The sequence below is a fragment of the Pseudomonas sp. IT-P176 genome (assembly GCF_949767245.1).
Taxonomy (GTDB): domain Bacteria; phylum Pseudomonadota; class Gammaproteobacteria; order Pseudomonadales; family Pseudomonadaceae; genus Aquipseudomonas.
The window spans coordinates 20,492-47,192 of the sequence record NZ_CATKPN010000034.1; the positions used below are offsets into that span (position 1 = coordinate 20,492).

24 protein-coding genes and 4 tRNA genes are annotated in these 26,701 nt (G+C 59.2%); 15 read left to right on the forward strand and 13 right to left on the reverse strand.

Going from position 1 to position 26,701, the window contains the following annotated elements:
- Positions 1-5: 5 nt before the first annotated feature.
- From ACM6IP_RS05695 to gltX, 4 genes are all read right to left on the reverse strand, one after another.
- A tRNA-Ala gene (locus tag ACM6IP_RS05695) sits at positions 6-81 on the reverse strand.
- 53 nt (positions 82-134) lie between these two features.
- A tRNA-Glu gene (locus ACM6IP_RS05700) sits at positions 135-210 on the reverse strand.
- Positions 211-288: 78 nt separating this feature from the next.
- Positions 289-364, reverse strand: a tRNA-Ala gene (locus tag ACM6IP_RS05705).
- A gap of 180 nt (positions 365-544) precedes the next feature.
- The gene (gltX, locus tag ACM6IP_RS05710) at positions 545-2,026 is read right to left on the reverse strand and encodes a glutamate--tRNA ligase (RefSeq protein WP_095165252.1); all 1,482 of its coding nucleotides are present in this window, start codon (positions 2,024-2,026) and stop codon (positions 545-547) included.
- Between the two features lie 231 nt (positions 2,027-2,257).
- Here gltX and ACM6IP_RS05715 point away from each other — a divergent pair, with 231 nt between their 5' ends.
- Positions 2,258-3,304, forward strand: a complete 1,047-nt coding sequence (locus ACM6IP_RS05715) for an HlyD family secretion protein (protein WP_095165253.1) — start codon at positions 2,258-2,260, stop codon at positions 3,302-3,304.
- Between the two features lie 49 nt (positions 3,305-3,353).
- Complete coding sequence (locus ACM6IP_RS05720) at positions 3,354-4,844, forward strand: MDR family MFS transporter (RefSeq protein ID WP_177440576.1); 1,491 nt, start codon at positions 3,354-3,356, stop codon at positions 4,842-4,844.
- A 114-nt stretch (positions 4,845-4,958) separates the two neighbouring features.
- Here the strand turns inward: ACM6IP_RS05720 and uvrB are convergent, their stop codons facing one another.
- Positions 4,959-6,974 carry an excinuclease ABC subunit UvrB gene (gene uvrB / locus ACM6IP_RS05725; protein ID WP_159996962.1) on the reverse strand — a complete coding sequence of 672 codons (2,016 nt, stop codon included), beginning with the start codon at positions 6,972-6,974 and terminating at the stop codon, positions 4,959-4,961.
- Between the two features lie 350 nt (positions 6,975-7,324).
- On the opposite strand from uvrB, the gene ACM6IP_RS05730 reads away from it, so the two are divergent.
- Both ACM6IP_RS05730 and ACM6IP_RS05735 read left to right on the forward strand, forming a co-directional pair.
- The gene (locus tag ACM6IP_RS05730) at positions 7,325-8,521 is read left to right on the forward strand and encodes an amino acid aminotransferase (RefSeq protein ID WP_414861133.1); all 1,197 of its coding nucleotides are present in this window, start codon (positions 7,325-7,327) and stop codon (positions 8,519-8,521) included.
- A gap of 113 nt (positions 8,522-8,634) precedes the next feature.
- Positions 8,635-8,838 (forward strand): hypothetical protein, encoded by a 204-nt coding sequence (locus ACM6IP_RS05735; RefSeq protein ID WP_095165257.1) that lies wholly within the window; start codon positions 8,635-8,637, stop codon positions 8,836-8,838.
- A gap of 4 nt (positions 8,839-8,842) precedes the next feature.
- On the opposite strand, the gene ACM6IP_RS05740 is transcribed toward ACM6IP_RS05735, so the two are convergent.
- On the reverse strand, positions 8,843-9,076 hold the full coding sequence (locus ACM6IP_RS05740; protein ID WP_095165258.1) for a hypothetical protein: 234 nt from the start codon (positions 9,074-9,076) through the stop codon (positions 8,843-8,845).
- A gap of 251 nt (positions 9,077-9,327) precedes the next feature.
- On the opposite strand from ACM6IP_RS05740, the gene ACM6IP_RS05745 reads away from it, so the two are divergent.
- Positions 9,328-9,403, forward strand: a tRNA-Asn gene (locus tag ACM6IP_RS05745).
- Positions 9,404-9,481: 78 nt separating this feature from the next.
- Here ACM6IP_RS05745 and ACM6IP_RS05750 read toward each other — a convergent pair.
- The 4 genes from ACM6IP_RS05750 to ACM6IP_RS05765 all read right to left on the reverse strand — a co-directional run bounded on the left by ACM6IP_RS05750 (position 9,482) and on the right by ACM6IP_RS05765 (position 14,519).
- A complete protein-coding gene (locus ACM6IP_RS05750) occupies positions 9,482-10,486 on the reverse strand; it encodes an alpha-xenorhabdolysin family binary toxin subunit B (protein ID WP_414861134.1) in 1,005 nt (334 codons plus the stop codon).
- A gap of 32 nt (positions 10,487-10,518) precedes the next feature.
- Positions 10,519-11,703, reverse strand: a complete 1,185-nt coding sequence (locus ACM6IP_RS05755; protein WP_414861135.1) for an alpha-xenorhabdolysin family binary toxin subunit A — start codon at positions 11,701-11,703, stop codon at positions 10,519-10,521.
- Between the two features lie 252 nt (positions 11,704-11,955).
- Positions 11,956-13,479: a nucleobase:cation symporter-2 family protein gene (locus ACM6IP_RS05760; RefSeq protein ID WP_414861136.1), complete on the reverse strand. Its 1,524-nt coding sequence runs from the start codon at positions 13,477-13,479 to the stop codon at positions 11,956-11,958.
- Positions 13,480-13,688: 209 nt separating this feature from the next.
- Entirely contained in the window at positions 13,689-14,519 is an 831-nt protein-coding gene (locus tag ACM6IP_RS05765; protein ID WP_414861137.1) for an arylamine N-acetyltransferase family protein, read from the reverse strand.
- Between the two features lie 143 nt (positions 14,520-14,662).
- On the opposite strand from ACM6IP_RS05765, the gene ACM6IP_RS05770 reads away from it, so the two are divergent.
- Positions 14,663-15,148 carry an HIT family protein gene (locus ACM6IP_RS05770; protein WP_414861138.1) on the forward strand — a complete coding sequence of 162 codons (486 nt, stop codon included), beginning with the start codon at positions 14,663-14,665 and terminating at the stop codon, positions 15,146-15,148.
- On the opposite strand, the gene ACM6IP_RS05775 is transcribed toward ACM6IP_RS05770, so the two are convergent.
- Positions 15,145-16,704 (reverse strand): diguanylate cyclase, encoded by a 1,560-nt coding sequence (locus ACM6IP_RS05775; protein WP_414861139.1) that lies wholly within the window; start codon positions 16,702-16,704, stop codon positions 15,145-15,147. The genes ACM6IP_RS05770 and ACM6IP_RS05775 overlap by 4 nt on opposite strands.
- Positions 16,705-16,884: 180 nt before the next feature.
- Between ACM6IP_RS05775 and ACM6IP_RS05780 the strand changes: the two genes are divergently transcribed.
- Complete coding sequence (locus ACM6IP_RS05780; RefSeq protein ID WP_414861140.1) at positions 16,885-17,232, forward strand: hypothetical protein; 348 nt, start codon at positions 16,885-16,887, stop codon at positions 17,230-17,232.
- Positions 17,233-17,341: 109 nt separating this feature from the next.
- On the opposite strand, the gene ACM6IP_RS05785 is transcribed toward ACM6IP_RS05780, so the two are convergent.
- Positions 17,342-18,007 carry a ribonuclease T2 family protein gene (locus ACM6IP_RS05785; RefSeq protein WP_414861141.1) on the reverse strand — a complete coding sequence of 222 codons (666 nt, stop codon included), beginning with the start codon at positions 18,005-18,007 and terminating at the stop codon, positions 17,342-17,344.
- A gap of 174 nt (positions 18,008-18,181) precedes the next feature.
- On the opposite strand from ACM6IP_RS05785, the gene ACM6IP_RS05790 reads away from it, so the two are divergent.
- The 3 genes from ACM6IP_RS05790 to arsH all read left to right on the forward strand — a co-directional run bounded on the left by ACM6IP_RS05790 (position 18,182) and on the right by arsH (position 20,031).
- Complete coding sequence (locus tag ACM6IP_RS05790; RefSeq protein WP_414861142.1) at positions 18,182-18,670, forward strand: hypothetical protein; 489 nt, start codon at positions 18,182-18,184, stop codon at positions 18,668-18,670.
- Positions 18,671-18,851: 181 nt separating this feature from the next.
- Complete coding sequence (locus ACM6IP_RS05795) at positions 18,852-19,322, forward strand: arsenate reductase ArsC (RefSeq protein ID WP_414861143.1); 471 nt, start codon at positions 18,852-18,854, stop codon at positions 19,320-19,322.
- A 13-nt stretch (positions 19,323-19,335) separates the two neighbouring features.
- Positions 19,336-20,031, forward strand: a complete 696-nt coding sequence (gene arsH / locus ACM6IP_RS05800) for an arsenical resistance protein ArsH (protein ID WP_414861144.1) — start codon at positions 19,336-19,338, stop codon at positions 20,029-20,031.
- Between the two features lie 38 nt (positions 20,032-20,069).
- Here the strand turns inward: arsH and ACM6IP_RS05805 are convergent, their stop codons facing one another.
- Positions 20,070-20,555: a winged helix-turn-helix transcriptional regulator gene (locus ACM6IP_RS05805; protein WP_414861145.1), complete on the reverse strand. Its 486-nt coding sequence runs from the start codon at positions 20,553-20,555 to the stop codon at positions 20,070-20,072.
- A gap of 114 nt (positions 20,556-20,669) precedes the next feature.
- On the opposite strand from ACM6IP_RS05805, the gene fabF reads away from it, so the two are divergent.
- The 5 genes from fabF (at position 20,670) to ACM6IP_RS05830 (ending at position 26,668) form a co-directional block, all read left to right on the forward strand.
- Positions 20,670-21,938: a beta-ketoacyl-ACP synthase II gene (fabF, locus tag ACM6IP_RS05810; RefSeq protein ID WP_414861146.1), complete on the forward strand. Its 1,269-nt coding sequence runs from the start codon at positions 20,670-20,672 to the stop codon at positions 21,936-21,938.
- A gap of 1,031 nt (positions 21,939-22,969) precedes the next feature.
- On the forward strand, positions 22,970-23,761 hold the full coding sequence (locus ACM6IP_RS05815; protein WP_401130205.1) for an ABC transporter permease: 792 nt from the start codon (positions 22,970-22,972) through the stop codon (positions 23,759-23,761).
- Positions 23,762-23,773: 12 nt separating this feature from the next.
- On the forward strand, positions 23,774-24,427 hold the full coding sequence (locus ACM6IP_RS05820; RefSeq protein ID WP_414861147.1) for an ABC transporter ATP-binding protein: 654 nt from the start codon (positions 23,774-23,776) through the stop codon (positions 24,425-24,427).
- A 50-nt stretch (positions 24,428-24,477) separates the two neighbouring features.
- Positions 24,478-25,584, forward strand: coding sequence for an ABC transporter permease (locus ACM6IP_RS05825; RefSeq protein ID WP_401130209.1), 1,107 nt, complete (start codon positions 24,478-24,480; stop codon positions 25,582-25,584).
- A complete protein-coding gene (locus tag ACM6IP_RS05830; protein ID WP_401130211.1) occupies positions 25,577-26,668 on the forward strand; it encodes a polysaccharide biosynthesis/export family protein in 1,092 nt (363 codons plus the stop codon). Before ACM6IP_RS05825 ends, ACM6IP_RS05830 begins: the two co-directional genes overlap by 8 nt.
- The last annotated feature ends 33 nt before the right edge of the window (positions 26,669-26,701 follow it).

Sequence of the window (26,701 nt, forward strand, 5' to 3'; positions counted from 1 at the left end):
AAAATTGGTGGAGCTTAGCGGGATCGAACCGCTGACCTCCTGCATGCCATGCAGGCGCTCTCCCAGCTGAGCTAAAGCCCCGGATTTTTCGCCTCGCGGCGGAGTGACATCTTGCAACATCACTTCTGTAAAACTGGCGTCCCCTAGGGGACTCGAACCCCTGTTACCGCCGTGAAAGGGCGGTGTCCTAGGCCACTAGACGAAGGGGACACAAACCTTCTATACAACTGATCAACGCTGAGTGTTGATCGCTTCAAGGCCGGTGTGGCCAGACCTTGAAGTGTAAATTGGTGGAGCTAGACGGGATCGAACCGTCGACCTCTTGCATGCCATGCAAGCGCTCTCCCAGCTGAGCTATAGCCCCTCATCGTTGATGTCATCGCTGAGGACGGGGCGAATCTTAAGGGCGTATCGAATGCCTGTCAAACTTATTTTTCAAAAAATTTAAAATTTTTTGCCGACATAACAATCACTTACCGCCCTCCCCCCGGAAATCCGGGGGTTTGGCACAGGCCAAGGGCCTGCCAGGAGCTACCGCAGGGAATCAGGCAATCGCGGCCAGCAGCTTTTCCCACTCCTTGTTTTCTTTCTTCGACACGCCACCGAGCAGGTCGATGGCCTGGCGCAGGCGGAAACGGGTCAGGTCCGGGCCGAGGATTTCCATGGCGTCGAGCACCGACACCGAGCTCGCCTGGCCGGTAATCGCGGCGAACATCAACGGCATGGCATCGCGCAGTTTCAGCTCGAGGGATTCGACCACCGCCTGAATTGTCGCGGTGATGTTGTCCTTCTGCCACTGACGCAGGCTCTCCAGCTTCCACAGGATCAACTGCATCAACTGGCGCACCTGGTCGCCCGAGAGCTTCTTGGATTCGAACAGCTTGGCATCCGGGTTGACGCCACCGGCGAAGAAGAACCCGGCGAGCGGTGCCACCTGGCTGAAGGTTTCCACCCGACCCTGCACGTGGGGGGCGATCTTCATCATGTACTCGGGGTTCAGCGCCCACGTCTGCAGGCGGCTGGCAAACTCTTCCACCGGCAGGTCACGCAGCCACTGGCCGTTGAGCCAGGACAGCTTCTCGATGTCGAAGATCGGCCCGCCCAGGGACACGCGCTTGAGGTCGAAGTTGTCGACCATCTCTTGCAGGGAGAACTTCTCGCGCTCGTCCGGCATCGACCAGCCCATGCGCCCCAGGTAGTTGAGCATCGCTTCCGGCATGAAGCCCATGCGCTCGTAGAAGGTCACCGAGGTCGGGTTCTTGCGCTTGGACAGCTTGCTCTTGTCCGGGTTGCGCAACAGCGGCATGTAGCACAGCTCCGGCTGTTCCCAACCGAAGTATTCGTACAGCAGGATCAGTTTGGGCGCCGATGGCAGCCACTCTTCGCCGCGCAGGACGTGGGTGATGCCCATCAGGTGGTCATCGACCACGTTGGCCAGGAAGTAGGTCGGCAGGCCGTCGGTCTTCATCAGCACTTGCATGTCCATGCGATCCCACGGGATCTCGACGTCGCCACGCAGCATGTCCGGCACCACGCAGACGCCTTCGGTCGGCACCTTCATGCGGATCACGTGAGGTTCGCCAGCGGCCAGGCGGCGAGCCACTTCTTCCTTGGACAGCAGCAGGGCACGACCGTCGTAGCGCGGGGTCTCGCCGCGAGCCATTTGCTCGGCGCGCATCTGGTCCAGCTCCTCGGCGGTGCAGAAGCACGGGAACGCGTGGCCCATCTCCACGAGCTGCTGGCAGTACTTCTGGTAGATCTCGCCACGCTCGCTCTGCCGGTACGGGCCGTGCGGGCCGCCGACGTCCGGGCCTTCGGCCCAGTCGATGCCCAGCCAACGCAAGGCATCGAAAATCTGCTGTTCGGACTCGCGGGTCGAGCGCAACTGGTCGGTGTCTTCAATGCGCAGGATGAACTCACCGCCATGCTGCTTGGCAAAGCAGTAGTTGAACAAAGCGATGTAAGCGGTGCCGACATGGGGATCGCCGGTAGGCGATGGCGCGATGCGAGTGCGGACGGTGGTCATGGCGTGTCTCGAAAGATGATGAAAAGCGGAGATGAAACAAAGGGCGAATGGTAACAGGCGACACCCGCCCGGCTCCAGTGAGCAGGGCATATAAGCCAAGATTGAGGCTACAAAAGGCGCTAACAGCGGCAAATGCCTGATTATCATTTAGTGGCATTTACCACCTGTCGGCTATGTGCCAGATTCACCGCCTGTTAAATTTCCTTACACTTTATCGACTACAAGCTGCCCATGCCTGCCCAACTCAAGCGTCGCCTGTTTATCTTCCTGTTTATCGTCCTGCTGGTCGCCGGCGGCTTTTTCGCCGAATGGTTCTTCAAGGGACGGTTTTACGAAAGCACCGATAACGCCTATGTGCAGGGTGAAATCACCCGTGTTTCCAGCCAGTTGAGCGCGCGCATCGACGAGGTGCTGGTGCATGACAACCAGCACGTGGAAAAAGGCCAGTTGCTGATCCGTCTCGAAGGTGAAGACTTCCGCCTTGCCGTCGACCGCGCCGCCGCCGCCCTCGCCACCCGCCAGGCAGAGCGCCTGCAGGCCCAGAGCAAACTGACGCAACAAGCCAGCCTGATCGCCTCCAGCGAAGCCCAGGTCGCCTCCAGCCAGGCCAGCCTGGGGCGCTCGCAAATAGACCTGTCCCGCGCCGAAACGCTGCGCAAACCCGGCTATGTCTCGGAAGAACGGGTCACCACCCTGTCGGCGGAAAACCATATCGCCCGCTCACAAGTCACCAAGGCCCAGGCCGACGCCCAGGCACAGCGCCAGCAGGTCAACGCCCTGAGCGCCGAAATCAAGCGCCTCGACGCGCAGATCGCCAACGCCCAGGCCGACCTGGCCCAGGCCGAGCTGAACCTGACCCGCAGCGAGATCCACTCGCCGATCAGCGGCCTGGTCGGCCAGCGCGCGGCGCGCAACGGCCAGGTGGTGCAAGCCGGCGCGTACCTGCTGTCGATCGTCCCGGACCAGGACATCTGGATTCAGGCCAACTTCAAGGAAACCCAGATCGGCCACATGCAGCCCGGGCAAAAGGCCGAGCTGATTTTCGATGCCTACGGCGACACCCCGATCGAAGCTCGGGTCGACAGCCTGTTCGCCGCCTCCGGCGCCCAATTCAGCCTGCTGCCGCCAGACAATGCCACCGGCAACTTCACCAAGGTGGTGCAACGGATTCCAGTGAAGCTGACGTTTGCCGCGGATAACCCGTTGCACGGCAAGATCCGCCCGGGCATGTCGGTCACCGCCAAAGTGAACATCAAAGACCCTGTCGATGGCCGGTGATCAACTGATCCGCCCGGTCGGCGAACCGACCCGGCGGGACTGGATTGCGGTGATGAGCGTGATGCTCGGCGCCTTCATGGCGGTACTCGACATCCAGATCACCAACTCCTCGCTCAAGGACATCCAGGGCGCGCTGTCGGCGACGCTTGAGGAAGGCTCGTGGATTTCCACCTCCTACCTGGTGGCGGAAATCATCATGATCCCCCTCACCGCCTGGCTGGTGCAGTTGCTCTCGGCACGCCGCCTGGCGGTCTGGGTCTCGGCCGGTTTCCTGTTCGCCTCCCTGCTCTGCTCCATGGCCTGGAGCCTGGAAAGCATGATCGTGTTCCGCGCCTTGCAGGGCTTCACCGGCGGCGCGCTGATCCCCCTGGCATTCACCCTGACCCTGATCAAGCTGCCCGAGCACCACCGCGCCAAAGGCATGGCCATGTTCGCCATGACCGCCACCTTCGCCCCCTCCATCGGCCCGACCCTGGGTGGCTGGCTCACGGAAAACTGGGGCTGGGAGTACATCTTCTACATCAACATCCCGCCCGGCCTGATCATGATTGCCGGTCTGATGTATGGCCTGGAGAAGAAAGAAGCGCACTGGGAACTGCTCAAGAGCACCGACTACACCGGCATCCTCACCTTGGGTGTCGGCCTGGGCTGCCTGCAGGTATTCCTCGAGGAAGGCCATCGCAAGGACTGGCTGGAGTCGAGCCTGATCGTGACCCTGGGCAGTATTGCCCTGGTCAGCCTGATCACCTTTGTCATCGTCCAGGTGTCCAAGCCCAACCCGCTGATCAACCTGGGCATCCTGCGCAACCGCAACTTCGGCCTGTCGAGTATCTCCAGCCTGGGCATGGGGGTGGGGCTGTATGGCTCGATCTACCTGTTGCCGCTGTACCTGGCACAGATCCAGAACTACAACGCGCTGCAGATCGGCGAAGTGATCATGTGGATGGGCGTGCCCCAGTTGTTCCTGATTCCGCTAGTGCCCAAGCTGATGCAGTACATCTCGCCGAAGTGGCTGTGCACCCTGGGATTTGGCCTGTTCGGCCTGGCGAGTTTTTCTTCGGGTGTGCTCAACCCGGACTTTGCCGGGCCGCAGTTCAATCAGATCCAGATCATCCGCGCGCTGGGGCAGCCGCTGATCATGGTCACCATCTCGCTGATCGCCACCGCCTACATCCTGCCCCAGGATGCCGGCTCGGCGTCGAGCCTGTTCAACATCCTGCGTAACCTCGGTGGCGCCATCGGCATTGCCCTGCTCGCCACTCTGCTGGATGCCCGGACCAAGACCTATTTCGATTACCTGCGCGAGGCCATCGTGCCGACCAATCCGCAAGTGGCCGAACGCCTGGCCAGCCTCACCGACCGTTTTGGCAGCGAGACGGCCGCGCTGGGCAAGCTCAGTGAGATCGCCCACCAGCAGGCATCGATCATGGCGTACAACGACGCCTTTCATTTCGTCGGGATTGCGCTGGGGGTGAGCATGTTGGCGATTTTGCTGACCAAGGCATTGCCGGCGGGGCTCAAGGCGGGTGAGGCGCACTAGGTGAATTTGTAGCGCACTGGCGGGCCTCATCGCGGGCAAGCCCGCTCCCACAGTGATTGAAGGACCCTGTGGGAGCGGGCTTGCCCGCGATGTGGCCCTGCCAGGCGCCGAGGATCAGACCGCCAACAACCGCTCGCGCATCTTGGCGATTTCGTCGCGGGTCTGGGCCGCGGCTTCGAATTCCAGGTCGCGGGCGAGCTGGTACATCTTCTCTTCCAGTTGGCGAATGCGCTTGGTGATCTCGCTCGGCGAGCGCAGCTCGTTTTCGTACTTGGCGCTTTCCTCGGCCGCCTTGGCCATGCCCTTGCGCTTCTTGCTGCGCGAACCCGGCACGGTGGCGCCTTCCATGATGTCGGCGACATCCTTGAACACCCCTTTGGGAGTGATGCCGTTGGCCAGGTTGAAGGCGATCTGCTTGTCGCGACGACGCTCGGTCTCGCCGATCGCCCGCTCCATCGAACCCGTGATGCGGTCGGCATACAGAATCGCCCGGCCGTTGAGGTTACGCGCGGCGCGGCCGATGGTCTGGATCAGCGAACGCTCGGAACGCAGGAAGCCTTCCTTGTCGGCATCGAGAATCGCCACCAGCGATACTTCCGGCATGTCCAGGCCTTCACGCAACAGGTTGATCCCCACCAGCACGTCGAAGGTGCCGAGGCGCAAGTCGCGGATGATCTCCACCCGCTCCACGGTGTCGATGTCCGAGTGCAGGTAACGCACGCGCACGCCGTGGTCCGCCAGGTAGTCGGTGAGATCTTCGGACATGCGTTTGGTCAGCGTGGTGACCAGCACCCGCTCCTCCAGCGCCACCCGCTTGGTGATCTCCGACAGCAAGTCGTCGACCTGGGTCAGCGCCGGGCGGATTTCGATCTGCGGGTCCACCAGGCCGGTCGGACGCACCAATTGCTCGACCACGCGCCCGGCATGTTCGGCTTCGTAGTTGCCCGGGGTGGCCGAGACAAAAATCGTCTGCGGGCTGATGTTTTCGAACTCGTCGAAGCGCATCGGCCGGTTATCCAGCGCCGAGGGCAGGCGGAACCCGTACTCCACCAGGGTCTCCTTGCGCGAACGGTCGCCCTTATACATCGCCCCGACCTGCGGCACGCTGACGTGGGATTCGTCGATCACCAGCAAGGCATCGGCCGGCAAGTAGTCGAACAAGGTCGGCGGCGCCTGGCCAGAATCCCGGCCGGACAGGTAGCGCGAGTAGTTTTCGATGCCGTTGCAGTAGCCCAGCTCGAGGATCATCTCCAGGTCAAACCGGGTGCGTTGCTCCAGGCGCTGGGCTTCCACCAGCTTGTTGTTGGAACGCAGGTAGTCGAGGCGCTCCTGCAACTCGACCTTGATCCCCTCGATGGCACCGAGCAGGGTTTCGCGGGGCGTCACGTAGTGGCTCTTGGGGTAGAAGGTGAAGCGCGGCAGCTTGCGGATCACCTCCCCGGTCAGCGGATCGAAGGCCGAGAGGCTTTCGACCTCATCATCGAACAGCTCGATGCGGATCGCTTCCAGGTCGGATTCCGCCGGGTACACATCGATCACGTCGCCGCGCACGCGAAACGTGGCGCGGGCGAAATCCATGTCATTGCGGGTGTACTGCAGGTCGGCCAGGCGGCGGACCAGGGCACGCTGATCGAGCTTGTCGCCACGATCGATGTGCAAGACCATCTTCAGATAGGTTTCCGGACTGCCCAGGCCGTAGATGCACGACACCGTGGTGACGATGATCGCGTCCTTGCGCTCGAGCAGCGCCTTGGTCGCCGACAGGCGCATCTGTTCGATGTGGTCGTTGATCGAGGCGTCCTTCTCGATGAAGGTATCGGACGACGGCACATACGCTTCCGGCTGGTAGTAGTCGTAGTAGGAAACGAAGTACTCGACCGCGTTGTTCGGGAAAAACGCCTTGAATTCGCCATACAACTGCGCGGCCAGGGTCTTGTTCGGCGCCAGCACCAGGGTCGGACGCTGCACCTGGGCGATCACGTTGGCGATACTGAAGGTCTTGCCGGAGCCTGTCACACCGAGCAGCGTCTGGTGCGCGAGCCCGGCCTCGATGCCCTCGACCATCAGGCGGATGGCTTCCGGCTGATCGCCGGCAGGCTCGAAGCGGGTGACTAGCTGGAATTCGGACATACCTACCTCTGGTTTTGCGCGGCGCGGGTGCCTGCCTGAGCGGGAGGGCCAGGCAGCCACGATAAACAACGCTGACGACGGATGTCGCGGGGAAAAATCATGATAACCGTTGATGTGGTGGCGAATACCTGTAGTTTCAAGGTAATCGTCCTACATGCCCCGTAATAGACCGTCATGACAATAAGACTAACGGTTGGCAAATAATCCGAAAAACTTGCCGGAAAAGGTCAAACGCCTGTCGCCCTGCCCGGTGATGGCCTCTATACTAGCTCCCCGTTTGTGCACCGCTCTAGTGCATTCGGCTGGAGCGCTACACGTCCCTCCATATTCCATTCAGAGCCGCCGCAATAATGAGCCTGTTCTCCGCTGTCGAAATGGCACCACGCGATCCAATCCTGGGCCTCAACGAAGCATTCAACGCTGACACCCGAACCAACAAGGTCAACCTGGGGGTCGGTGTTTACTGCAACGAGGAGGGGCGAATTCCACTCCTGCGCGCCGTAGTCGAAGCCGAGACAACTCGCGCCGCTCAACACGCTTCCCGCGGCTACCTGCCGATCGACGGCATCGCTGCCTACGACCAGGCCGTGCAAAAGCTGCTGTTTGGCGCTGACTCGCCGCTGCTGGCCGCTGGCCGCGTAGTCACTACCCAGTCCGTGGGCGGTACCGGCGCACTGAAAATCGGTGCCGACTTCCTCAAGCAACTGCTGCCGGACGCCGTAGTCGCCATCAGCGACCCGAGCTGGGAAAACCACCGTGCGCTGTTCGAAACCGCTGGCTTCCCAGTGCAGAACTACCGCTACTACGACGCCGCCACCCATGACGTCAACCGCGTCGGCCTGCTGGAAGACCTCAACGCCCTGCCTGCCAACTCGATCGTGGTGCTGCACGCCTGCTGCCACAACCCGACTGGCGTTGACCTGAGCCCAGCGGACTGGAAAAACGTCCTGGAAGTGGTCAAGGCGAAAAACCTCGTGCCGTTCCTCGACATGGCCTACCAGGGCTTTGGCGACGGTATCGACGAAGACGCCGCTGCCGTGCGCTTGTTCGCCGAGTCGGGGCTGAACTTCTTCGTTTCCAGCTCGTTCTCCAAATCGTTCTCGTTGTACGGCGAGCGCGTCGGCGCACTGTCGATCGTCAGCGAATCGAAAGAAGAAAGCGCGCGCGTGCTGTCGCAAGTCAAGCGCGTGATCCGCACCAACTACTCCAACCCGCCAACCCATGGTGCGGCAGTGGTTGCCGCCGTGCTCAACAGCCCGGAACTGCGCGCCCAGTGGGAGCAGGAACTGGCCGAGATGCGCCTGCGCATTCGTGGCATGCGCACCCAGATGGTCGACCTGCTGGCACAGCACGCACCGGATCACGATTTCAGCTTTGTTGGTCGCCAGTGCGGGATGTTCTCCTACTCCGGCCTGACCGTTGAACAAGTGACTCGCCTGCGCAACGAGTTCGGCATCTACGCCCTGGACACCGGCCGCATCTGCGTGGCCGCGCTGAACCAGAACAACATCGACGTGGTGACCAAGTCCATCGTTGCGGTGATCTAAGCCACGCCCGCGACAAACAAAGGGGAAGCCGTCTGGCTTCCCCTTTTCGTTGTTGCCCGGACAATCACTAGACTGAAAGATCCACCCAGTAGCCCGCCCTTTCGAGAGATCCCATGAAAAACGACAATTTACGCGCCGACCGCGATGACGACCTCGATCACTTCACCCCTCGCCCCACCACCAAGCGCGGCAACAGCCTGGTGCTGCAAGTGGCAAGCGGCGTGTTTCTCGGCGGCCTGGCCCTGTGGCTGGTGCAACTGGCCGCCACTTCGCTGTATGCCAAGTTCATGCTCGGCACCGTCACCTTCGGCGGCTGACGCTTCAGCCGGCCAGTTGGCTCGAACGCTGGCTGGCAGCATCGTCATAAGCCACATACAAAGCCTCGGCCACCTGGCTCTTGATCGCCTTGGCGCTTTCCAGCCCCAGCACAAACCCTTCGGCCTTGCCCCCGGCACGGTTGAGCTCCTCAGCGGTGCCCGCCTGGGTGATCGCTTCGAACAGTTTTTCGGCCGGCGCACCTACGCCTTTGGGCAGGCTGATCTGGGCAATGCTCATGCAAGCACCCCGTACGCCAGGATTGGGGAGAACTGCGGTTGTTGAGTCATGACGCCTACCTTGTGGACGAATGGCCGGCAGCGCGTGAACCACGCCCGGGAACGCATGGTAGTCCTCTACCGCGCTTCTGGTAACCGCCAATGGCTGTCGACTGCCCGCCCCGCAACAAATCGATACCACTCACCGGAAAAGCCGCCAGAGATACAATTTTTTGTTGACTTGTTCTTTTTAATCAGTAACATACGGCGAATTCCGCGATAGCTCAGTTGGTAGAGCAAGTGACTGTTAATCACTGGGTCCCTGGTTCGAGTCCAGGTCGTGGAGCCAGACAGCAAGATCAAAAAGCCCCTGAATCGAAAGATCAGGGGCTTTTTTGTGGCCGAGAGAAAAACCCAGCGGGCAGGTTTACCGAGTGCGCCATGCCGAAGCGATAGGTTCGAGGGTTTTGTGCAAGTCGACACCTTGCGCCGTAATCGCACGCAAACTCTCAAGGCCGGTGTGCGGCGGCAGATCAAACGCGGTGACAAAACCACCGATCTGTCCAGCCAGCAACTGGGCCTCCCGCACGTAATCGAGCCGTACCGCATCAAGCCGACCGACCCGACTCAAAGCTAGTGTCTGCTTGATTGAATCGGCCAACAACTTGGTCAACTGGTCTTTTTGATCCTGGTAATGCTGGTGCTTGACCCTCAGGTCATTCCTGAGCTTCACCATGTCGGTGTAGCGGATGTATTGCGACGCATGCTCGACCAACTTCCTGAACAGACGCACGCCACGCTTTACCATTTCAACTTGCGGGGCGCTTAAATCAAGCCCATCCAACTCTTCATCAGTCGCAATCCAGGGCAACAGGTAATCGAACAGGTTCTTGTCATCGATCACCTTGATCCAGTCGTCAATTTCCTTGCGCTGCTCACCCAGCTCGACAAGTCGCTTGTCCAGATCCTGCAGAGCCAATCGAATGCCATTTTCCAGGTTGACCGAACTCGAGCTGCCCGCCTCGTCAGTGGGCAAAACCTCAATGTCGTGGACTTGATTGATCGCCGCAGTCATTCCAAGCCAAAAACCGCGGACACGCTGCATGTCGGCATTGACACTGCTTATATAGTCCTCCCGCAACTCTTCCTTGGCCCGCTGCCGCGCCTGCGCATCCAGTTCGTGAGCGCTCTCCAGCCGATCGAGTTCAGCGTTCAAGCTTAAAAAACTAGCATTTCTCAACAACGGCATCATGGCGACCGTCGATTGCAAAATACTTGAATGCGCGTCATTGAGTGCTGCATTCAGGCGTCCAAGCCTGGCCTGCAGATATTCGGCAAACCCCAGGGAAACCTCCGCAACAGCCCTGTTGATTGAGTATTTGCTTTGCTTCATCAGCGCGTAATCTGGCTGGCGCTGCGCTTGAGTGGACATCCTGTCTATCCCGTTCATACACCTTCCCCCGGTTAACCTGCGGACTGCCGCTTATTGAAGTCTTCAATGGCTTTGTTTAGAGAGTGCAACAGCGACTCCGCCAGTTCTTTGATGTTCTCCCACGGCTCAATGCCGCGGCTGAAACTTTGCTTGAAACGTATCAAGCTCACGCCCTCCTTGATCAGCGAAAGCTCGCTCGCAGACTTTTCTATTTCTGCCAATACAGAATCCCACACCATTACCAAGGCTTCTGCGGCGGCGGACGCCGCCCGCATGAAACCGTAAATATTGTCCAATGAGTTACTGTGAGACAGTATTAAACCCGGCAACTTTTCCTGGCCATCAATCATCGCGATAAGACTGCGCCGCTTTTTCTCGAACGTTCGCAACTTTTGCATCGCCTCGACACCGCCCCGCCCCATCAGCGCTTCCTCCGGCCCGACCAGGATAAATTCCAGCAGAACAGCAATAGGATTCAAACTCTTCAGCACATTGGGGATCGCAAACGTTCTGATTTCTTTTTCTGCTTGAGCGATATCACGTTCGATATCCTCGAGAGATTCGCGAAACCGGATCAGGTCCACCGCAAAGTCGATGGTATTAAGCTTGTTTATTTTAAGCTTGACCGAGGGCACTAACTGCTCGCTCAGCTCCCGTTGAAAAAGCTCAATGGACTCTTTCAATTCGACCGTAGGCGCGCGACTCAGATTGACACTCTCCTTGAGGTCCTGAAACATCCCCCCCAGCTCTTCGTACACCGCCCGATCAAGCTGATCAAACGGGATAAAGGGCGTTTCATCCACTGCGATGGGACCGTAGTTCTTGACCCGCTCACAGATCGGCATTGCGTCGATTTGCTGCACAAGGTCTGCGGAAAATTTGCCCTGTGTTTTTGCAAACGCGCCTAAATTACCTCCAACCAGAAGCAAACTGCTTTCAATTGGCAGCCACTTTCCAGCATGGACCTTGATCTTTGTATGCAGTTCCTGAATCTCCGTCCAATGAAAATCCGGATGCTCAATAACCCCACCGAGTGCGACTTCGATCCCCTGACGATCCGTCGGAAGATACTTACCCTTCTCCACATAAAGTTTTATTTGCAAAAGCTGGTCCGACGTCACGATCAACCGTCGCCCGCCAGCGCCGCCACCCATCTTTAGCGCTTGATCACCCGCACAGGAGCGATCAGCCCCATTAAAACCGCCCACATCTTCCATGATTTCACTTCCATTCGTTAAGCAATCCAGTCATTCAAAAACACACATCAAAAACTTTGCGACTATTAAAAGTCGAATGACGACAGTAACCCAACCTGAAAAATAACTAAGTCGCAACATTCAGCTTCTATCGTAGGAAGTACCCAACACTTAACGTCCGTCGCATGGACCCACAACACCGCAACTCACTACAACAAAAAAGGCCGACCTGTCTAAACAACAGGTCGGCCTCTTTTTTACCAGTGTCTGTGATCAGACGTGCTCACTACTCTTCATCTGCGCAGGTCGATGTTCCGGCGCGCCGTGACCGTGGTCCTCGACTATCACCGGCACTTCATTGCCATCACAGTCATGCAACTTGCCATCACTGAAGTAGTCACCTTCACGCAGTGCAGCCAGGTCCTGGAAGCGCAAGGTGCGCTCGGTGCCCGCAGCGAATACCGATTGCTGGTCCGAGTTGCCGGTGGTGAAGTGGTTGAACGCCAGGTTCAACAGGATCGCCATGATCGCCGACGAACTGATGCCGGAATGGAAGATGGTGGCGAACCAGCTTGGGAAGTGATCGTAGAAGCTCGGCGCGGCGATCGGGATCATGCCGAAGCCGATCGAGGTGGCGACGATGATCAGGTTGACGTTGTTGCGGTAATCGACCTTGGACAGGGTACGAATGCCGCTGGCGGCCACGGTGCCGAACAGCACGATACCAGCCCCACCAAGTACCGAGGTCGGTACTGCGGCAATCACCCGGCCCATGAACGGCAGCAGCCCGAGGATCACCAGGAACAGGCCGCCGGTGGCCACCACGTAACGGCTCTTGATCCCGGTCACCGCCACCAGCCCGACGTTCTGGGCGAAGGCGCTCTGGGTGAAGGAGCCGAAAATCGGCGCGATCATGCTCGACAGCATGTCAGCCCGCAGGCCGTTGCCCAGACGCTTGGAGTCGACCTTGGTGTCGATGATCTCACCGACCGCGAGGATGTCCGCGGAGGTCTCGACCAGGGTCACCATGACCACAATGCACATCGATAGGATCGCGGCGAAGTGGAAAGTCGGCATACCGAAGTGGAACGGTGTCGGGAAGCCGAACATCGGCCCTTCGCTGACGCTTGAGAAGTCAGCCATGCCGAGGAATACCGCGATCAGGGTACCGATGACCATGGCCAGCAGGATCGACAGGCGGGAGATGGTGGCGCTGCCGATCTTGCTCAGCAGCAATACCAGCATCAGGGTCACGGCCGCCAGGCCGATGTTGGCCATGCTGCCGAAGTCTTCGGCATGACTGTTGCCACCCATGGCCCAGCGCGCGGCCACCGGCATTAGCGTCAGGCCGATGGTGGTGATCACGATACCGGTCACCAGCGGCGGGAAGAACTTGGTGATCCGCGAGAACACCGGGGTGATCAATAAGCCGATCAACGAGGCGGCAATTACCGCCCCCAGGATCGACTGGAAGCCGCCCTCCCCACCACTGCTGACAATCGCCACCATGGTCGCGACGCCGGAGAACGACACACCCTGCACCAGCGGCAACTGACAACCGAAAAACGGCAGACCCAGGGTTTGCAGCAGCGTTGCCAACCCCCCTGCAAACAACGATGCCGCGATCAACAGACCAATGTCTGCCGGAGAAAGCCCGGCCGCTTGGCCGATGATCAGTGGTACCGCAACGATACCGCCATACATGGTCAGAACGTGTTGCAGGCCGTAAGCCATATTCGCGCCGACCCCGAGGTTTTCATCCTCGGGCCGTTGGTGTGAAACAGAGGGCGTTTTCATCGTGGGGGGTTCCCTGGGTTTTTGTTATGCGCACACTGTATTCAACACCCAAGACAAATGTCCATAGAGTTGTATACAACTTATCAGTCACATAATGGACAAGCATCCACCCAAGCCCGCTTCGAACCGTCTAGCCTGCACTTTCCGGGCTTTACCGTCGGTCGAAAAAAAGCTGATCAACTGATCAGCTTTTTTTGCGAAGTCGCTACTTATTGCTCAATGGCGATCAATCCTGCCAGGGTCGCCCGCAGTGCCGGATGCTCGGGCACCTGGAGTGAGAACTCACTGCGTAGCAACTCGATCAGCTCCTGCACATCATTGATCTCGCGCCGCTCGCTGGGACTGCCCAGGCGATGCACGGCATAGCTGCCGTTGTTCAGGGTGCGGCGCACGCCCTCCCCGGTCCGCGCCACCATCAGCCGCTGCAAGAACGGTGATTGCGGGTGAGTCGAGACGTACCAGTTGCCGATCTCATAATCGATATCGCCCTGACGCTGCAGGTCGAAGACATACATTGCCCGCCACTCGCCAGCGACCTTGGCGTGCAGGGTGTAGCTTTCGTCTTCGCGGAGGATGCGATACGGCTCATGGGGCGTGGCCTGCTCCTGTTCGGTATCGAGCAGCAGCGGCGCCGTCGGCACCATGCCGCCAAAGCCGACATCGGTGATGTAGCGCAGGCCATTGAGGGTCACCAGAGTCAGGCGATGGGTACGGGCCGCCCAGGCGTCCTGTGGCGCGTTCATCACCACGCGCCCGGTGATACCGCGCACCTGGTACCCCAGGCACTCCAGCAGGGTCATGTATAGATTGTTGAGCTCGTAGCAGTAACCGCCACGGCCCTCATGCAGCACTTTGCGCTGGATCGATGGCAGGTCGAGGGGCACCGGCAATCCGGCCAGGGGCGAGAGATTTTCGAAAACAAAGGTGCTGGTGTGCCTTAGCTGCAGTTCACCCAAGGCTTCCAGGGTGGGCTTGGGTGGCGTGGCAAAACCAAGACGCTGAAGGTACAGGTCGATGTGTTCGAGCGCAGTCGCGGTCATGAGCGATTCCTTGGACATGAAGGCGCACCGGACCTGGAGCGGTCGAGTGCCGTGCCGATGGGCAAACGTTATACGATAGCCCCCACAGGCAACGACAATTGATTTCACTCATCGGCCCGGTGAAGAACAGGTGACGCCCGAACATGCACATCGACCCACAGCTGATCGTCCATCAAACCGCCCACTGGATCGTCAATCACCGGATCAACTCGCACCTGCCGGGCTACCTGATGCTCGGGGCCAGGGCCAACGTCAATGCGCTCCACGAGCTGCCCGCCGAGGCGCTGGCTGAACTCGGGGTGTTAATGGCGCGCACCCAACAGGTGATGCAGAGCCAGCTGCAGCCAAAACGCCTGTACATAGGCCGCTATGGCCATACCCCCGACCAGCCCATCCACTTTCACTTCATCCCGGTGTTCGACTGGGTGGAAAAGCTGTTCTGGCAGGACTCGCGCTATCGGCTCCTGCAGGGTTTTGGCGCGCCCACCCCGCAAACCCTTACCGATGGCGCAGAGCTGACGCTGTTTGTCTGGCGCGAGTTCTGTGAACGCCCGGATCCGCCGCCGGCTCCCGGGCTGTCCACCGAGCAGACCATCGAACGGCTACGCAAGGCGTTCAGCGCCGACTAGGGGCATCGCTCGGACGCCCCCTCCATGGAGGCCACCTGCGTGCGATTCCTGCCGAAGTTCTTGGCCTGGTACAACGCCGCATCCGCGCACTCGATGAGCCTCTCGATGCTGTCGCCCTCCCTGGGCACAATCGCATGGCAGCCAAGACTGACGGTCAACTGCCCTGAAGGCGCGCCGCTGTGGAGAATGTTGGCGCCCTGGACGCTGTGCCGAATCTGCTCGGCAATGGCGACGGCACCCTGGATATCGGTATCCGGCAACAGCACCGCAAACTCTTCCCCGCCGTAGCGCACCACCAGGTCGGACGGGCGTTGGCAGCACCCCTTGATCACGCCAGCCACCTGCGCCAGGCATTGGTCGCCGGCGACGTGGCCGTAGTTGTCGTTGAAGCGCTTGAAGTAATCAACATCGAGCATGATCAGGCTTAGCGGACGTTGCTGGCGCAGCCCCCGGGCAAACTCGATCTGCAGCGCCCGCTCGAACAACCGTCGATTCGCCAGGCCGGTCAGGCTGTCATGGGTGGCGATCACTTCCAGACGCTCCTGGGCTGCACGCAGGTCTGCCTCGATGCGCTCACCGTTGCGCACCTGCAGCACGAACACCCAACCGAACAGACTCACGCCGAGCACCACCAGGGCCACGATGACACTGGACTGCACCGCATTGGCATACCAACCGCGCAGCACCACCGCCTCAGGAGTAGCCGCCGCTACCACTAGCGGATACGCGTCCAGCTGCTGGTAGCCGTATAGCCGCAGCTCGTCGTCCACCTTCGAGCGAATCATCGCAGTGCCCGAGGATGCATTCGGCAAGTAGTCCTTGAAGATCGCCCCCTGGGCCAGCGACTCACCAATGCGCAACTCCGCACCTGGCCGCCGGGCCAATAAAGTGCCATCCGCCAGGGCCAGAAACATCAAGGCGTGGTCGTCGAGGCTGAAGCTTTTGAAAAACCGGTCGAAATACTCCATGCGGATGCCCGCCATCAGCACGCCCTGGAATTGACCATTGTGGTCATTCACCCGTCGCGACAACGGGATGATCCACTCACCATTCTGCCGACTGCGGATCGCCGGACCGATATGCGCCTGCAACGAAGCGTTCTGTTGATGGAACCGGAAATACTCACGATCGGCGACGCCCTGCCGGGTCGGCAACTCACCAAAGGAGGTCACCACCCACTGCCCTTGGCGATCGAACAGAAACAGTCCATGCAACTGTTCCAGGGCCTGCACCCGACGGGCAAAGGTGCGCTGCAGGCGCGGGCTCGACGCCACGCCAAAACCGTCGGCCTGAATCCAGTCGACCAGGCTGGTCACCACCAGATCGGCGGCCAGAAAGGTATCCTCGGCCTGTTGCGCCATCGCCCGCGTGAGGTTCACTGACGCAATTTGCGCCTGGGACAAGTCGTGATGCCGGGATTGTTCGAGCTGCAGGTACAGCAGGCCACACAGGCTCAGGCACACCGCCGCAATAAAGATCACCGCCGCCTTGCGCAGGGGTAAACGCTTCAATGGGCCGCCGAGCGTATCGTGGGGGTCGTGAATGGGGGTTGGCAAATGCATCATCCTTGAAGGGTAAAACGCGAGCAGACGCCCGGATCCCTTGATCGACAAAGCTTAGCCTACGGCGGTGACGAGGGGCAAACCACGGCAGCGCGATAACACCTATACCGGCAGCCCCCACGCGTTCTGCTAGGCTGGGACCTTCATTCTTATCGGCTATCCATGGAGGAACGCATGAACCATCAGGACCATCCGTCCGCCATCGACACCGTGGTCTTCGACCTGGGCAATGTGCTGATTCGCTGGAACCCGAGAAACCTCTACCGCAAGCTGTTTAACGATGATGAACAAGCCATGGAGACCTTTCTGTCCGAGGTCTGCAGTACCGACTGGAACGAACGCCAGGACGCCGGACGCTCATGGCAGGAAGCCATCGACGAAGCCATCGCCCGCCACCCGACACATGAGACGCTGATACTCCCCAACCTCGAAGGCGCCCGCCGCGAAGGCTTCAATGCACTGCAGCTCAGCAACGCCGGGCAACTGCGCAAAGACCTGACCGCCCTGGGCCTGCCCCTATAAAAGCGGCCGTGTCGAGCAGTTGTGCACCTGTAACGACTGCGGACCACTTGTAGCAGCTGTCGAGCGTAGCGAGGCTGCTTTCGGCTGCTACAAAAACGCATCCAGCCCCTCAACGCATCGGCGGCACTCGGATATCACCCGAGCGACACTGGTTTTTCACTCCCTTGCCGCACGCCTGGAACGACAGGTCCTTGGCCATGCACACCCGCACCTCCGACAACTCCGGGCCGCGACAGATCACCGCAATACCGTCAGCCGGTATCCCGGGGTTGCTGAGGCGAAACATCTGCGTGATGTCCTGGGCAGAGAAATACACCTCTTTGCTCAAAGGCTGCAGCGGCTCGGGTATCTTCACCGCGCCGAGCGCCTTGTCCGCAGCCGCCAGGTAGCCCATGGCACCCAGCCCGCTGCAGGTACCGTGCTTGGCCCACTCGTGCTTGAGCAAGGCCGGCGTGACAAACAGCGTCAGCCCCCGCGCCCGCTCGGCCGCCGACAACCGCGCATTCGGCACGCAAGACTGCGGCCAGCCACCCTTGGCGTACTGCGGCCACAGACCGTGCAACACAAACCCGTAGCCCTTGCCCGAACACTGGGCATTTTCCGGACGTGTCAGACAAAAGGTCGGCGACCAGGACAACGCCAGCAGGTAATAGTCGAACACCCCCGACGCCGACTCGTTCTGCTGTTTGTTGCGCGAGGATTGCGGTGTATTGCTCAGGATCACACTGCCAATCGCCAGCGCAGCAAACAGGACCCATACAGACAGTTTTTTCATTCACCCACCTGAAAACCAAACATCCAATGGGCCTATTGTGAGGGCTGGCCGCGCATCAGCAGAAGACATTCTTGTCTAACCCGCACCAGGGTGGTGCCGGCGACTGGCAATCACTCGGTCAAGTGCAGTACCTTGAAAGCGCAGACTACTCTGAACGCACGATAGGGAATCGGAATGAGCAAGGCAGACGAACTCGCCACGAAACTGAAGCAAAAACAAAAAACCCGTGTGGACGCCGAAGCCCGCGCCGACCTGGCCATTGAACACTGGCCAAGCCAGGTCTATGACATGTACCACCAACTGGAAACCTGGCTCGAGCCGCTGACCCACGCCGGCCTCAACATCCGCCGGGTACCAACCCGCGTGTTCGAGAGCCTGCCATCCGGCGAGACCTTCAACTACGCCATCGACAAGCTGCAGATCGAAGGCAACCACAACACCATCACCCTGGACCCCATTGCCCGTTTCGTCATCGGCGGCACAGGCCAGGTCGACATCCGCAGCAAAGGCCAGGCGCTGTACATCCGCCGCACCGAGAACGACATGGCCGAGCCCGTATGGCAAATCCAGCCCGTGGCCCGCACCGGACAACCACGCCCCACTCCGGTGGCACTGGATGAGCTGAACTTTCTCGCGGTGATCGAGCAAGGGCTGGAGCTCTGACGACTCCCGAGCGATACACAAGAGCGGGCGGCCCACAACGGTCGCCCCTTTCATTTCAACCGCCAGCGCCGCATCGATAAAAATCACTCCCGCGCTTTACCTAATATTCGATAATTCGTATATTCGATAATCCATATGTATGACCAGTCACGACTCTGGCCTACGCACCACGGAGAAATCGATGAAAGTCCTGTTCATGTGCACAGCCAACAGCTGTCGCAGCATCCTGTCCGAAGCACTGTTCAACCACCTCGCCCCCACAGGCTTTACGGCAGTGAGCGCTGGCAGCTTCCCCAAGGGCCAGGTCCTGCCCCGCAGCCTGAGCACCTTGCAGGCGGCCGGTATCGCCACCACAGGACTGCACAGCAAAGGCAACGAGGCCTTCGCCGACAGCCCGCCGGACATTGTCATCACCGTCTGTGACAAAGCCGCCGGGGAAACCTGCCCGGTGTACTTCGGCCCCGCACTCAAGACCCATTGGGGCCTCCAAGACCCCTCCGAAATCACCGGCAGCGAAGCGCAGATCAATGGCGCATTCAACGCCACGTTGGCCATCATCGAAACCCGTTGCCGCGCATTCTTCCAACTGCCCTTCGCCCAACTCGACGCCGCCGCCCTGCAAACCGAACTCGAACGCATCGCCCGCCTCTGACCCGGAGCCCCTGATGAACGAACACCTGCCCAACCTCGACACCCTACTGTCCGACACCCTGCTCCCGGCTAGCAACGACCAGCACCCACCGCGCATCCTGCTGCTCTACGGCTCGACCCGCCCGCGCTCCTTCAGCCGCCTGCTGGTAGAGGAAGCCGCCCGCCTGCTGCAACACTTCGGCGCCGAGACCCGCATCTTCAACCCATCCGGCCTGCCCCTACCCGACGACGCCCCCAACGACCACCCGAAAGTCCAAGAACTGCTACAACTGATGCAATGGTCAGAAGGCCAGGTCTGGTGCTCGCCAGAACGCCACGGCTCAATGTCTGCCGTATTCAAGGCGCAGATCGACTGGGTCCCCCTGGCCCTCGGCGCCATCCGCCCGACCCAGGGTAAAACCCTGGCCGTGATGCAAGTCTCAGGCGGCTCGCAGTCCTTCAACACCGTCAACCAACTGCGGGTCCTGGGCCGCTGGATGCGCATGTTCACCATCCCCAACCAGTCCTCCGTGCCAAAAGCCTTCCTCGAGTTCGACGAACACAACCGCATGAAACCCTCGGCGCTCTATGACCGAGTGGTAGATGTGATGGAAGAGCTGGTGAAGTTCACGCTGCTGCTGCGTGATCGGCCGGACCTGGTGGATCGGTATTCGGAGCGCAAGGAGACTGCGCAGGAGTTGAGTGGGCGGGTTAATCAGCGGGGGATTTGAGCAAAGCGAACCGACCTTTATAGTTACACCCCACTCCCTCAATCAGCCATTGCTCGCAACCGCTGACGCATGCCGGCGCTGGCCGCCGGCCCCGCCTGGACCGTGCATTGCGCCAATGGCACCAGATGCCCATCAGCAATATCCGCCATCATCGGCTGCACCGGCCTACCAGTCTCACGCTCGACAATCTGCACGCTCTGTCCTTCCGGCGCATAGTGCGTATTACCCCATGCCACAAAAGCCATGAGCACCACACGAAAGTCCTCGCCCTTAGCGGTTGGCACATATTCATAACGTAAAGGCCGCTCACTGTAGGCGCGCCGTTCCAGCAACCCATCCTCGACCAACGAATTCAGGCGTCGGGTAAGCATGTTCGGCGCAATGTCCAGGCTGCGGGAAAACTCGTCGAATCGGCGCAACCCGTGCAAGGCGTCACGCATGATCAAGATACTCCACCACTCACCCACCCTTTCCAGGCTGCGGGCGATTGGGCATTCGGCGTGGGCCAGGGTTTTGCGTTGCATGGCGGATCCTCGGGTGATGCGCTCGGACATTTGTCGTACGGGCATGTTACTTTCATGATGATAGTTACGTCCATACATCACTACCCCCTACAAAGCTGAAGGAGTTGGACCGTCATGAGCAAACGCATTGTTGTCACAGGCATGGGGGCATTGACCCCACTGGGCTGCGGAGTCGAACCGATTTGGCAACGCCTGTTAGCGGGACAATCCGGCATCCGTCGACTCCCGGAGTCGCTGATTGGCGACCTGTCGATCAGCATCGGCGGCCAGGTTCCCGACCGGACGCAGGACCCTGAAGCCGGCTTCGACCCCGACCAACTGTTGGCGGCGAAAGAACAGCGCAAAATGGATCGCTTCATTCTGTTTGCCCTGGCCGCCGCCCATGAAGCCCTGGCACAAGCCGGTTGGGCGCCACAGACCGCGGAGCAACAGGAGCGCACGGCAACTATCATCGCCTCGGGCGTGGGTGGCTTTCCGGCGATCGCCGAGGCCGTACGCACCACGGATAGCAAGGGGCCGCGACGCCTGTCGCCATTCACCATCCCTTCCTTCCTTAGCAACATGGCCGCCGGCCACATCTCCATTCAACATGGGTTCAAGGGACCGCTGGGCACCCCGGTAACGGCGTGCGCCGCTGGGGTTCAAGCCATTGGCGACGCCGCACGCATGATCCGCGCAGGCGAAGTGGACATTGCCATTTGTGGCGGGGCCGAAGCGGCCATTCACCGGGTCAGCCTGGCCGGCTTTGCTGCGGCACGAGCGCTATCAAGCGATCACAACGAAACACCTGAACAGGCCTCTCGCCCCTTCGATACGGCGCGCGACGGTTTTGTCATGGGCGAAGGCGCCGGCCTGCTGGTGATCGAAGAACTGGAGCACGCCCTGGCTCGTGGCGCCAAGCCAATCGCCGAACTGGTGGGCTACGGCACCAGCGCCGATGCCTACCACATGACCGCCGGCCCGGAAGACGGAGACGGCGCCCGCCGAGCGATGCAGCAAGCCCTGCGCCAGGCCGGCGTGCAAGCCTCCCAGGTCCAGCACTTGAACGCCCACGCTACCTCGACCCCGGTCGGCGACAAAGGTGAGCTCGCGGCGATCAAGACGGTGTTCGGCACCCACAGCGGCCTGGCGATCAGCGCCACCAAATCCGCCACTGGCCACCTGTTGGGCGCTGCCGGAGGCATCGAAGCGATCTTCGCCATTCTAGCCCTGCGTGACCAGGTAGCCCCGGCAACGCTCAACTTGCACACGCCAGATAGCGCAGCCGAAGGCCTGGACCTGGTTCAGGGTGAGGCGCGGCACATGCCGATGGAATACGCACTGTCCAACGGCTTCGGGTTTGGTGGGGTGAATGCCAGCGTATTGTTTCGACGCTGGGCCTGAATCGCGGTACACATCAGATCAAATCGATCGTTCAGCCGAGGTTTCAGCGCCGACTCGCTGGGGCCTCGACTTTTCCGTCCAGCCTTGGTGTCAGTTGCTGATGAAGCCTCTCTGAGACTCGAGAGCAAAACCTGTGGGAGCTAAGGTAGCTGTCACTACATTACAAACACCGCACTGCGATTAGTCTCTGAGAGCCGTGGGACAAGTCGCAGTTTGAGTGAGATAAAACGAACCCACATGAATGAAATGCAATGAACACCGCTTTATGTTTCGACATCTATCTAGATGAAATGCTGCTCAATACTGCTGCGATTGAGATACAAAGACTGGGACAATCGTCCCAGTCAAGCGCTGACCTAGTAGCCTCTATACATACTCGCACCATCATTCAATAGCCGAGGATCAACTCGTACCTACCGCATATTCATACACATCTAACTTACTTACCGCCTCGATCATCGCCACCAACGCCTTTCCAAATCCAAAATCTGCGGCTCCCCCCATGCAATTTCACCGCCGTTTCCGAGCGGAATCCCGTATGCACAATCTTTCAGAGCCACAGTAACCACCTGCCTACATCCTACAAACCTATCGCGCGCCAGAGGCTTTGCCCGGTATCCACTCTTTGTGAAAGTTGTAACCAGTCCACCTAAACGCCAAAGAAATATACAAATAATTTATCTTGTACAACTTTCTCAGGTTGTACTGGACATATTAGGCAACGCACAATTGATAGCTTTTTGATATCACCGAGCCCACCAACATAAATCTGTCATTTGTAGGAAGTATGCTCGCTAAATGTCAGCATTATCTCCACCGAATACCAGCCATGCACGTAGGCAGATTGAAAGGGATGTGTAGGAACATGGAAGGATTCTCACTTGACGCTAATACCACCCAGCGATTAATCTCCCGGCCCTTAGAGCACGGAAGCCGCCCGAATCCCCAAATCACCGCGCGGGAAACGGGCATTTCCTGAAATGAATTCACCGGTGTGCCCAGGCACGCCGCTTCGCTGTGCGGTAACCATCTTGAAATCTCGCTCCTCCTTCCAGATTCAAAAATCGGTCATCTTCGCCTTGGTGTTACGCGAAGCCCGAGCCCGTTTTGGTGAGCGGCGCATGGGGGCGGTTTGGACGCTGATCGAGCCGATTTGCCATCTACTGATTTTTACCCTCCTATTCACCCTGATTCGTGGCCGCACCGTGGCAGGCGTTGAGTATCCAGTATTTGTCCTCGTAGGCATGGCCCCTTTCCTACTCTATCGCAACATCGCCCTGCGACTGATGGACAGCCTGCGGGAGAACCGATCGTTATTTGCCTATAAACAGATCAAACCACTGGACACGTATATAGCGCGGGCTCTGGTGGAAGCCTGCATCAGCGCTACGGTCTACGCTATTCTACTGTTCGGCTTTGCGTGGTTTGGTTTCGACATGACGGTAAGCGACCCAATTCAGTGGGCGGCGACCCTGGGCTTGGGTCTATGTTTTGCCTTTGGTCTGGGTATGCTGCTCGCACTGATCACCCATGCCATGCCTAGCCTCAAGCTCGTAATACGCATGGCATTCTTTCCACTGTACTTCATCTCAGGCGTACTGATGCCCGCCGCCTACCTCCCGCAGGCGATGATGCCATTGCTGCTGCTGAATCCGTTCCTGCATTTGGTCGAGCTGATTCGAGCTGAAGTTCTGCCCCACTACACCCCGGTCGATGGTGTTTCTGAAGAGTATGTAATCACGTTCACGGTGGTTTTGCTGTTCATTGCCTTGGGCAGCTATCGCGCCCGTCGATTGCACCTGATTTCCACGAAGAACGGATGAGTACAGGCCCACGTGTTCGAGCTTAAGAACGTCACCAAATCCTACCTGACCCCCAAGGGGCGTCGGTATGTTTTTCGCAACCTGTCACTGTCCATTCCGCCAGGTAAAAACATTGGCCTTATCGGCCGAAACGGCGCGGGCAAGTCGACGCTGATGCGCCTGCTTGGCGGTGCCGATATCCCTGACTCAGGCTCCATAGTGACCGACAAAAGCATTTCCTGGCCTGTGGGTTTGGCGGGAGGTTTTCAAGGCAGCATGACCGGCCGCGATAACATAAAGTTCGTCTCCCGGATCTACGGCGCGGAAGGCGAAGCCATGCGCGAGAAGGTTCGTTACGTCCAGGAGTTTGCCGAAATTGGCGACTGGATTGATGAGCCTATCAAAACTTACTCATCCGGCATGCGCTCGCGCGTGGCCTTTGGCCTGAGTATGGCTTTTGACTTCGATTACTACCTGATCGACGAAGTGATGTCAGTTGGCGACGCCCAGTTCAAACGCAAATGTGCAGAAGTATTCCAGCAAAAACTTCAGCAATCGAAAGTCGTGCTGGTTACCCACACCATGCCGGAAGTAGAAAAGCTCTGCGACATAGTCTTGCTGGTACGCGAAGGCGGCATCCAGATCTACGAAGACGTCGCCGAAGGCATCAAGGCCTATAACGCCTGATACCCCCCCCTTATATCGCAGCACCGTTCCATTTCAAGGATGCATCACATATGAGCAGTACGGGTAAACTCAAGGGCTGGCGCCTGGCAATTGGCCTGGTGATCCTGCCACTCGCCTTGGCAGCCATTTACTACGGCGTGTTCGCCACTGACCGCTACGTCAGCTCCGCCCAGGTAGTCGTCCGCCAGGACGGTGGCAATCAAGGCGCTGCCGTACCTGGGTTGGCGACCCTGATCACCGGCACCAATCCGGTCTCGCGCGAAGAGACCCTCTACCTGCGTGAATATATCGTGTCCATGGACATGATGTTGTTGCTCGAAGAACGCCTGCACTGGATCGAGCAATACGCCACCCAACGCAGCGATATCTTCTTCTGGCTAAACAAGGACGCAGAGCGCGAAGACCTGCTCAAGTACTATCAGCGCATGGTTTCAGCTCACTACGACGAAACCACCGGCCTGCTCCGGGTGGAAGTGCAAGCCTTCACCCCTGAACTGTCGGAACAGATGCTGCGCACCATCCTTGAGGCCAGCGAACACTTCGTCAACGAAGTCAGCCACAGCATCGCCCGTGAGCAGATGAACTTCGCCAAAGGTGAATTGGCAACTGCACGCGCCAACTATGCCGAGCGCAAAACCGAGCTGATCGATTTCCAGAACGTCAACAAAGTACTGGATGGCGGCAACACGGCCCAAAATCGTGCAACCATCATCGCCGACCTCGAAGGCCAGTACACCAAAGAGCAAGCCGTGCTCACTGAGATGCAATACAAACTGCGCCCTGACTCCCCCCAGGTAAAACAGCAAAAGCAGAAGGTCAACGCCATCACCCAGCAACTGGCCAAGGAAAAACGCTTGCTGGTTTCCTCACCCAACGGCTCGCAACTGAACGTTGTCGCATCGCGTTTCCAGCAATTGACTCTGGACGCCGGTATTGCCGAAGAAAGCTACAAGACTGCAGTAGCCGCGCTCGACAACGCCCGGATCGAAGCCAGTAAAAAGATCCGCACCCTGGTTACCGTAGTCAGCCCGAACACGCCACAACTCGCCCTGTACCCAGAGCGCTTGTATAACCTGGCAACCATTTTGCTTGGCCTGCTCATGCTGTACGGCATCACCCGCTTCATCCTGGCTTCGATCGAGGATCATCGTGATTAAATCCCTGGCTGTCCCACCAAAGTTCAAACTGAAACTGGCAGCATTGGCCCTGGCAACATTGGGCCTGGCCGGATGCGGCGGCACATTGTCGGGCGCAGGCCCGTACAAGGGCGATATTGAAACCAAGAACGAGTCGTACAACCTGGTCGAGATCAACGCCAACACCATCGCGCCATACATGCGTGGTGCAGCGCGGCCGATGCAAGCCTCCATCGCCAAGCCGGTCGCACCCTCCGCGCGCTTGATGGCAGGAGACATCCTGAGCGTACTGATCACCGATAACGCTCCGGAGGGTTCGGCATTGTTTGCCCCGCTCTCCAGCGGCGGCACCCAACTGAAGACCCGCATCGACGACCAGGGCATGATCTCCTTGCCTTACGTGGGCCGTCAGTTCGTCGCCGGCATGACCCTCAACCAGGTTGAGGAAATGATCCGCAAGCAACTCAAGGGTGTAACCACCGACGTGCAGACCCATGTCGAACTGGTGGGCGACCTCTCCGGCTCGGTACTGGTAGCCGGTGCCGTCAAATCCCCAGGTCGGTTCAGTACCTTGCAGGGCCCCCTGACCTTGCTGGACGCAGTTAACCAGGCCGGTGGCCCGGTCATGGAACCACACCTGGCAAACGTCACCGTGCGCACCGGCAGCCAAGTCCAGCAATTCAACTACGAAGATGTACTGGCCGGCAACAATATGGTGCTGCGACCAAATTCGGAAGTTGTTCTGGACCGTGCCCGCCAACGCTTCGTTGCCATGGGTGCTGTCGGCGAACCCGGACTCAAGGACCTGCCAGCGCAAAACACCAGCTTGCTGGATGCACTGGGTAGCGTCGGCGGCCTGAAAGAAGCCAATGCCAACCCGGAAGGTGTGTTTGTATTTCGCATGGGCGAAGGAACCAATCCTAAACCCACGGTCCTACGTCTGGACATGCGTGATCCAGCGGCCGTTTTCTACGCCCGCCAGATCATGATTAAACCCGACGACACCATTTACGTGACCAACGCAGCGATCTACGAATGGCAAAAAGTTATCTCGCCAGTCGTACAAACCATGCTGTTAGGCCGCGCCACAGGCGCATACAAGTAATTATTTCAATTTGATCAGCGATAGGGAAATTAC